General features: G+C 38.9%; 4 protein-coding genes and 7 pseudogenes. 8 read left to right on the forward strand and 3 right to left on the reverse strand.

What is annotated here, in order from left to right; translation table 11 throughout:
- The first annotated feature begins 200 nt into the window (after positions 1 to 200).
- The 7 genes and pseudogenes from ACXX80_RS15885 to ACXX80_RS15915 all read left to right on the forward strand — a co-directional run bounded on the left by ACXX80_RS15885 (position 201) and on the right by ACXX80_RS15915 (position 6,048).
- Positions 201 to 626, forward strand: a complete 426-nt coding sequence (locus ACXX80_RS15885; RefSeq protein WP_458554145.1) for a hypothetical protein — start codon at positions 201 to 203, stop codon at positions 624 to 626.
- A complete protein-coding gene (locus ACXX80_RS15890; RefSeq protein WP_458554146.1) occupies positions 616 to 1,179 on the forward strand; it encodes a DUF8457 domain-containing protein in 564 nt (187 codons plus the stop codon). The genes ACXX80_RS15885 and ACXX80_RS15890 overlap by 11 nt, the downstream gene beginning before the upstream one ends.
- Before the next feature lie 66 nt (positions 1,180 to 1,245).
- Positions 1,246 to 1,958: pseudogene (rsmI, locus tag ACXX80_RS15895) on the forward strand (16S rRNA (cytidine(1402)-2'-O)-methyltransferase).
- 2 nt (positions 1,959 to 1,960) lie between these two features.
- On the forward strand, positions 1,961 to 3,010 hold the full coding sequence (locus tag ACXX80_RS15900; protein WP_458554148.1) for a flavin monoamine oxidase family protein: 1,050 nt from the start codon (positions 1,961 to 1,963) through the stop codon (positions 3,008 to 3,010).
- A gap of 47 nt (positions 3,011 to 3,057) precedes the next feature.
- Positions 3,058 to 3,174, forward strand: a pseudogene (locus tag ACXX80_RS15905) (HopJ type III effector protein); the annotation flags it as partial.
- Between the two features lie 309 nt (positions 3,175 to 3,483).
- A pseudogene (gene recJ, locus ACXX80_RS15910) lies at positions 3,484 to 5,226 on the forward strand (single-stranded-DNA-specific exonuclease RecJ).
- Between the two features lie 366 nt (positions 5,227 to 5,592).
- Positions 5,593 to 6,048 carry an MFS transporter gene (locus ACXX80_RS15915; protein ID WP_458554150.1) on the forward strand — a complete coding sequence of 152 codons (456 nt, stop codon included), beginning with the start codon at positions 5,593 to 5,595 and terminating at the stop codon, positions 6,046 to 6,048.
- 472 nt (positions 6,049 to 6,520) lie between these two features.
- Here ACXX80_RS15915 and ACXX80_RS15920 read toward each other — a convergent pair.
- Together ACXX80_RS15920 and ACXX80_RS15925 are read right to left on the reverse strand one after the other, a co-directional pair.
- Positions 6,521 to 7,295, reverse strand: a pseudogene (locus ACXX80_RS15920) (UDP-2,3-diacylglucosamine diphosphatase).
- 4 nt (positions 7,296 to 7,299) lie between these two features.
- A pseudogene (locus tag ACXX80_RS15925) lies at positions 7,300 to 7,656 on the reverse strand (6-pyruvoyl trahydropterin synthase family protein); the annotation flags it as partial.
- Between the two features lie 329 nt (positions 7,657 to 7,985).
- On the opposite strand from ACXX80_RS15925, the pseudogene ACXX80_RS15930 reads away from it, so the two are divergent.
- A pseudogene (locus ACXX80_RS15930) lies at positions 7,986 to 8,710 on the forward strand (UDP-2,3-diacylglucosamine diphosphatase).
- On the opposite strand, the pseudogene ACXX80_RS15935 reads toward ACXX80_RS15930, so the two are convergent.
- A pseudogene (locus ACXX80_RS15935) lies at positions 8,711 to 9,120 on the reverse strand (MFS transporter); the annotation flags it as partial.
- Positions 9,121 to 9,134: the final 14 nt, after the last annotated feature.

Raw genomic sequence — 9,134 nt, forward strand, 5'->3', positions numbered from 1 at the left:
TTATTACTTCGTAATAGATAAACCGACTTAAAAATTTTATACTTTTACGTCGTTTCAAAAGTATACAATTTATATCAAATCGAGTATTTGACTGCAGTTATTTAAAAAAATAAATCTTATCCATAAAGAATTCCTTTTCTAAAGAAGATATACAATAACCATAGACACAGACCTGCCTAACACGCTATAATTTCAACAGTATGAAAAAAAAATTGGAAGCCGATTTAATCAGCATTGCACACCGAATATTACAGCTAAAAAATAAATCTGACATTAACCAATTGTATCTAGAGACACAGAAATTGTATGAGAAACTTTCTGTATTGCGCTTTATAGAGGAGCACTTTAGCGAAGTACAGCCTACAATTGGAGGAGTCGCATTAGAACAAAAAATCGAATCTATTTTTGACCAAGAAGCATTGCCACAAACCGAAATTAAACCCATAATTGCAGCAACTGTTTCGGAAGAAATCCACGAAATACCGGTAGAAGAAACCACGCAAGCTGCAGAAATAAATGAAGTGGAACCGATACTTGAAGCGGCAGTGGAAACTGAAACTCTTATAGAAGTAAGCGCACGTACTGAAGTCAAGAACACCAGAATCAGAAGAATTAATGGTTGTTGAGGAAGAAAAAGAAATTGAAGAAGAAATAATTATAACCACTGAAATCGCTTCAATCCATCCCGATTTTGAGCTAACTCAAGAGGACGGAACAGAAACGGAACAAGAAATGTCAAAGAAAAAGGAACCGGTCCAAATTTCTTTTGAAGATTTATTAGGTGGAAATTACCATGACACTCAATTTGTAAAGGTCCAAGAAATTAAAGATACTCCTAAAGAAGCTGTGATCAACCCTCCGAAAGAAATCATTGTGAAGGAGGAAAAAGAAGAAATTATAAAAGAAGAAACTGTTGAACAAAAAGCTATTTCCTTGAACGAAAAATTAGCTAAAGGAATCAACATTGATCTAAATGATCGTATTGCTTTTATAAAACACCTTTTCGGTAACAGCAGCGAAGACTACAACCGTGTTTTAAACCAATTGATCACGTTCAACACCTTTTATGAAACCCGCGATTTTGTTCAAGAAATGGTGAAACCAGACTACAACAATTGGGAAGGAAAACAAGATTATGAAGAACGTTTTATGGATATTATAGAGAAAAAATTCTTGTAAATATCCTAGATTTCCATTGCGATCAGAAATGATACTTTTGGAGATTTTTACTAAATTATTTCAGCTATGTCAAAATTATATATCGTTCCTACACCCATTGGCAATCTCGAAGACATGACTTTTCGAGCCATTCGAATTCTTAAAGAAGTTGATTTGATTCTTGCCGAAGATACCCGTACGAGCGGAAAACTATTAAAGCATTTCGAAATTGGCACACACATGTACAGCCATCACATGCACAACGAACACAAAACTGTCGAGAATCTCATTTCGAGATTGAAAGCTGGGGAAAACATAGCTTTGATTTCGGATGCGGGAACACCAGCGATATCAGATCCGGGTTTTTTATTGACTCGTGCTTGCGTTGAAAACGGAGTTGAAGTGGAGTGTTTGCAGGTGCAACAGCATTTGTACCAGCTTTAGTCAATAGTGGTTTACCCAATGATAAATTTGTTTTCGAAGGATTTCTACCTGATAAAAAAGGACGTCAAACTCGTTATTTGGCTTTAGCCGAAGAAACAAGGACCATGATTTTATATGTTTCCCCTCATAAATTAGTGAAGACTTTAGCGGAATTCATCACCTATTTTGGCGAAGACCGTCAAATATCGGTTTCTAGGGAATTATCCAAACTGCACGAAGAAAATATTCGTGGCACTGTAAAAGAGGTCGCTGCTCATTTTGACAAAATAGCGCCTCGAGGTGAAATTGTAGTGGTTGTAGGTGGAAAAATAATAACTAAAGAACCTAAAAAAAGTAAATTTTCTGAGGAAGAATAATCATGAAAAAAGAAAAAGTTATTTTAATTGGAGCTGGACTCTGCGGACTCTACACTGCTTTTTTACTTCAAAAAAAAGGAATTGAAATACTGATTTTAGAGGGCAATTCACGAATTGGAGGTCGCATAAAAACGATCACAGGCACAACAAAAGTGACTATGGAAATGGGTGCCACTTGGTTTGGGAACCAACACTATAATCTGAAGAAAGTACTACACACTTTAGAAATCCCTTTTTTCAAGCAACATACTCAAGGCATTTCATTATTTGAAACTATGTCGTTTGCACCGCCACAAAAATTTGAAATCTCCGATGCGGAAGAACCTTCTTTTCGAATTGAAGGTGGAACGTCTGCGTTAATTAACAAATTAACTACTGAAATTGGTATTGAACACATTAAAACAAGCACCAAAATCATCTCAATAAAAGAGGAAAATAAAAAATTAATTCTAATGGATTCAGAGGGAAATAGCTATTCTGCTGATAAAGTCATCAGTACTATTCCACCTAATTTATTTATAAACTCGATACTATTTGAACCTAATTTACCTGAAAATATAATTCAATTGGCAAATAAAACCCATACTTGGATGGGTGAATCCATAAAGTTTTCAGTAGAATACAAAACTCCTTTTTGGAAAGAAAAGAATTATTCTGGAACCTTATTCAGCCAAGCCAGTATTATTCAAGAAATGTACGACCACAGTACCGCCGATAATTCAGGATTTGCTTTAAAAGGATTTCTAAACGGTGCAACAGCGGTACTTTCTAAAGAGGAACGCCAACAAAAAGTAATCCAGCAATTGATTACCTTTTTGGCCGAGGCATCCGATTATATCGCCTATTTTGAAAATGTTTGGAGAGAGGAACCTTTCACATTCCATCCCTACAAAGAGTTGGTTTTAGCACATCAAAACAACGGACATCCACTATTTAAAAATCCCTTCCTAAACCAAAAATTATACATTTCTGGGGCAGAAACAGCTGCACAAAATCCCGGCTATATGGATGGAGCTATTTTTGCTGCAAATACAATTGCATTAGAATTCTAATACTACTATAATTATGACTATCCCTGCTTTTTTAAAAATTAAATCAAACACCAAAAGCCATCACCTTTGCTGAAACTATGGCTGTAATTGAAGATCACTATACCTTTGAACCAACAGCTTTTGAAAAGCAGCGCTTACAGCCTAATGCTGCCGGAGAGAACTGAGGGTCTTGTAACTTGATCTTCGTTTGCGGAACTGCAGGAGCTGGCTCCAGAAGAAACTTTAGCTTGCTTTGGCGCTTAGCTATTTTGAAGATGTTTTTAGGAAATCCAAATCGGTACTGATCTATCAGAGCATTCGCAGTTTCAGTGAGACCGGGCTGGGATGGAATCGCTTTTTACGGAAGTGCTCTAGTGTTGAAATAAGGATACAAATTCTCTTTCAGGTCGAGCGCAGTCGAGGCAGATCGATTAGTCGTCGAATGCGCTCGGGCTGACAAAATTCCTAACGCAATTTTGAGACACCAAGTCGATATGCGTTGGACCTTAAAGCCAAAACCTTCAGAGGGGACTGTGATTACATTTGGCGACAGCCTTAAATGTCGGAGATTTTGTGGCCACTTTATTAGTGCAACGTGGCATTAACGCTTTTTTGAGGAAGCAACTAGCATTTTTCCGTCCAAGTTTAGATGATTTACATGATCCATATTTGCTTACAGATATGGAAAAGGCCGTAGAGACGCATCGAGAAAGCAATCGAAAACGAAGAAAATATTCTTGTTTTTGGCGATTATGATGTTGATGGCACTACTGCTGTTTCGCTCGTTTCTTCCTATTTAAAAGCCTATTACCCTGATGTTGCTACCTATGTTCCGGATCGGTTATGACGAGGGTTACGGCATGCCATTCAACGGAATTGACTTTGCAGATGACAATGGTTTTTCGCTTATTATCGCTTTGGATTGTGGTATAAAATCAATCGATCATGATGGTCTACGCCAATGCAAAAAATATTGATTTTATCATTTGTGACCACCACGGGCACGGAGAATTCTATACCCGATGCCGTTGCTATTCTCTGACCGGAACACGAGACGAGTGCACTCTATCCTTATGATGAATTGATGTGGTTGTGGAATCGGTTTTGATTCTGAACTCAAGCATTGGGTGGCAGCCAACACCAAACTACTCGAAGGTTTGAGTTCCGTATTTGGATCTAGTGTCGGCTGCCATTAGCCGCTGATATGGTTCCAGTCAGCTGGAGATAACATAGAGTATTAGCTTGCTTTGGACTGCGAAGATCATTAATTTCTGACCCGGGGCCAGGAATCGAAGCCAGCATTCAGCCAAATAAAAAAGAAAGTTCTAGATATTGCCGATGTTGTTTTTATTATCGCACCCAGAATAGACGCTGCAGGACGTATTAAACGTGGGAATCACGCGGTGGAATTGTTAACCGAATTTGATTTTGAGCAAGCCCAACAATTTGCTTCTGAAATCGAGGCGTATTAATTCTGAAACGAAAGGATTTAGACAAATTAATCACCAAAGAGGCCTTACAACAAAATCGAGCAAAACAATGAAAAAAAACGCTTTACTTCCGTCGTTTTCTCGAGAAGACTGGCGTAAAGGTGTCATTGGAATTGTCGCGTCTCGATTGATTGAAGCCTATTATCGCACCAACACTTGTTTTTACCAAAAGCGGCGATGAGTACGCTGCTTCGGCTCGATCTGTAAAAGGATTTGATGTATACAATGCATTGGAAGCATGTTCAGATACACTTGGAACGGTTTGGAGGTCACATGTATGCTGCGGGAATGGCGATGAAGAAAGAAAACTATCAAATCTTCAAGGATGCTTTTGAAGAAGAAGTAAGAAAAAACCATTCATCCGGATATGTCAGCACCAGGAATTGCAGTTGATGCCGAAATCGATTTTGCTGATATCACACCAATATTAATCCGAATCCTAAAACAATTCGATCCGTACGGACCCCAAAATATGACGCCCGTTTTCTTGACTAAAAACCTCAAAGACACCGGTTATGGAAAAGCTATGGGTCAGGAGGATGAACACTCAAGGCTTTTTGTCAGACAATCGGCAAAGCCTCGGGACTGAAGGCATTGCTGCAATTGGTTTTAATTTGGGCAACTAAATCAAACTAACTACGCACCAAAAATCTTTTCAGGCCGTGTATTGTATTGATGAATGATGAGTGGAGCGGCAAAGACAAGCTCGCGATTGCGGTTGCGAGATATGTAAAGAATGATTGCTAAACTATGAAAAAACACGACCCTTACTCGGCGCTGCGCTACAGAGAATTCGATGTACTTCTGCTATTGCGTTTTGCAATGGTTTCTGGATGGTCCATGCAGTTTATTGTTATTGAGTGGGAAGTGTAGAGCTTAACCAAAAATCGGTTATCGACTAGCTGAATCATCGGGTTGATGGAAGTCATTCCAGCCATTTCGATGGCTTTGTATTGCCGGACACATTGTAGATGCAAAAGGAAAAGGAAGGTTTGCTTTTCAAATGTATTTTAGGATTTTCAGTTGTTAGTTTGGGCTTATTTCTGTTTGCCTGAGCCTCCTTTTATAAAAGGCCTTGCTACCCAAGCTATTTGATACTCCATTGACTTTTTCGTGTCTTTAGGAGGACTAGTACGCGCTTTTCTGGGTCCGACCATATTCTCTCTTTTGGCCTTGGTCGTTCCTAAAAAAATATATCCAAATGCTGCGACTTGGAGTAGCTCCGTTCGGCAGATTAGTTCTGTCTTAGGACCTGCAGTTGCGGGTTTCTCTATCAATTGGATTGGCGTTCATGGGTCTATGTTCATCGTTTTGGGATGTTCACTTATCGCATTGGTTGCTTTGGCACCCAAATTCGAATCGAAACCGATTTTGAATGCAAAAATTGGCGAACCCATTATGGAAAGTTTGAAAGAAGGCGTGAAATTTGTTTTTCAACAACAAGACTATTTTAGGCGCCTTCTCACTAGCAATATGATTGCAGTCCTTTTTGGCGGAGCCGTTGCTTTGTTGCCCATTTCTGCTCAGGATATTCTGAAAGATGAGGACCTCAGGGATTTGGCGTTTTGAGAGCTGCGCCAGCTGTTGGCGCTTTTTCGATGCTCATCATCTCCTGCTTACATTCCTTTTACAAAAAATGCGGGTATGAAACTGTTATCGGCAATTTTTGCGTTTGGAACTTGCATCATTGTTTTTGGACTATACCTCTATTTTTTGGTTGTGTGTAGCCTTCTTGTTGTTTGGTGGTTGTTTTTGATGGGATTTCAGTTAGTCATACGCCAAACCGTTTCTTCGACTGACAACTCCAGATCACGTGCGGGGTCGCGTAGCTGCTGTGGATTCTATATTTGTGGGCTCTTCTAACGGATTGGGTGCTTTGTGAAAGCGGCTTAACGGCTACACTTAATGGGTACTGTGAGTGCAGTGGTCTTTGGCGGTGGCATGACCTTAGTTACTGTTACTTTCACGGGCATTGTATCGCCAACTTTTAGAAAATTAGACCTGCAACAAGATGTTGAAGATCATGAAAAGAGCGAGTTAATTAATACTTTTTGATTTTGGAATTCTTCCCATCAAAAACTCCGATATGTACGGTACGTAATCCAGTCACCCGGACTTCACATACTCTGAGCAGTTTCGCCTACAGGTACTTTCATTGGTTGATGACGGTGGCCAAAAAATCAGGTGATTGCAGTGCTTGGTTTCTCACGTTTTCTCTCTGGAATACAGAATAGGCCACTCGTTGTCTTCACCAAGAAAAGTCACATCCTCATCACCAGAGATCAGTTTGTTTTTTAACGGACAGGTATGTGTGCTAATTTCACGCCAATGTCCGGATGCAGACCCATCTAAACAACCAGTTTACAAAAAACGGATTGGTAAACGCTTTTTTCATGCGTTTGTAACCCTTGTGGCAGGACCTTTGCCGTCTCCGTGACCAATAAGAAATGTTTTCTCTCCAGAAGTATATTCTACTGTTTCATTGTCATGAAAAACTGGAATGTTCAACTCCTTCTGGAAATAATCTTCCATCCACAAATCATGATTCCCCACAAGAAGAAATAAATAGGAATACCACTATCACGAAGTTCTGCTAGTTTACCCAAAACACGGATGAAACCTTTTGGCACTACGGTTTTATATTCGAACCAAAAATCGAATAAATCGCCCAATAAAAAAAGAGCTTCGGCATCACTTTCAATTTCGTCGAGCCATGCCACGAATTTTTGTTCTCTAGGAAAACTCAATTCGGGTGTTGGTGCGCCAAAATGCTGATCGGATGCAAAATAAATTTTCTTATTGTGGGGTAATTGCATGAAACTAAAGTATAGATTTAAAATTATCACTTGCAAACCACTCCGCAAAAGAAGATTCGGTTTCTTGCAGTTTTAAGGAGAAAAGAGATATTCCTTCCGGCAATCGACTGGTAATTCGTTGAGCAAAATCAATTACCATATTCTCACTTGTGGGCTGGTAATCGACTACTATAACATGATGCCCACGGTTGATCAACTCATTGGCTAAATCAATATGAGGTGTTGTTCCGTTAAAAACGGTCGCGTGATCAAATTGATCTACAATTTCTTCTTTTACAATTTTCTTTAAATCCGTAAAGTCTATTACCATTCCGAATTTTACATTAGAACGATCCGTAATTGGAGTGCCAATTACAGATAGTTCTAATGTAAAATTCGGAATGGTAATAGACTTTACGGATTTAAAGAAAATTGTAAAAGAAGAAATTGTAGATCAATTTGATAGCGCGACGCCTTTTTAACGGAACAACACCTCATATTGATTTAGCCAATGAGTTGATCAACCGTGGGCATCATGTTATAGTAGTCGATTTACCAGCCCACAAGTGAGAATATGGTAATTCATTTTGTCAACGAATTACCAGTGGATTTCAGGAAGGAATTCTCTTTTTTCTCCTTTAAAACTGCAAGAAGAAACCGAATCTTCTTTTGCGGAGTAGTAATTTTAAATCTATACTTTAGTTTCATGCAATTACCCACAATAAGAAAATTTATTTTGCATCCGATCGCATTTTGGCGCACCAACACCCGAATTAGTTTTCCTAGAAAACAAAAATTCGTGGCATGGCTCGACGAAATTGAAAGTGATGCCGAAGCTCTTTTTTATTGGGCGATTTATTCGATTTTTGGTTCGAATATAAAACCGTAGTGCCAAAAGGTTTCATCCGTGTTTTGGGTAAACTAGCAGAACTTCGTGATAGTGGTATTCCTATTTATTTCTTCGTGGGGAATCATGATTTGTGGATCGAAGTTATTTTCCAGAAGGAATAATAAATTTTCATGACAATCAAGAATATACTTTTGGAGATAAAACATTTCTTATTGGTCACGGAGACGGCAAAGGTCCTGGCGATAAGGGTTACAAACGCATGAAAAAAGTGTTACCAATCCGTTTTTTAAATGGTTGTTTTAGATGGTTGCATCCGGACATTGGCGTGAAATTAGCACAATACCTGTCCGTTAAAAACAAACTGATCTCCCCTGTAGGATGTGACTTTTCTTGGTGGAGACAACGAATGGCTTATTCTGTATTCCAAGAGAAAACTAGAAACCAAGCACTACAATTACCTTATTTTTGGCCACCGTCATCTACCAATGAACATACTGTAGGCGAAAATGCCGAGTATGTGAATCTGGGTGACTGGGTACATTATTTGCATTTTGATGGGGAAAATTTCGAAATCAAAAAGTATTAATTACTCGCTCTTTTCATGATCTTCAACATCTTGTTGCCGGTCTAATTTTCTAAAAGTTGGCGATACAATGCCCGTGAAAATAACAGTAATTAAGGTCATGCTTCCGCCAAAGACCACTGCACTCACAGTACCCATTAGTTTAGCCGTTAAGCCGCTTTCAAAAGCACCCAATTCGTTAGAAGAGCCCACAAATATAGAATTCACAGCAGCTACGCGACCGCATGTGATCTGGAGTTTTCAGTTGAAGAATGGTTTGGCATTATGACTACTGAAATCCCATCAAAAACACCACTAAAAAACAAAGAGGCTACAGACAACCAAAAAATAGAGGATAGTCCAAAAACAATGATGCAAATTCCAAACGCAAAAATTGCCGATAACGGTTTTACCCCCGCATTTTTTGTAAAAGGATGTTAAAGCGGAG

Source organism: Flavobacterium sp. GNP002, from assembly GCF_054343795.1.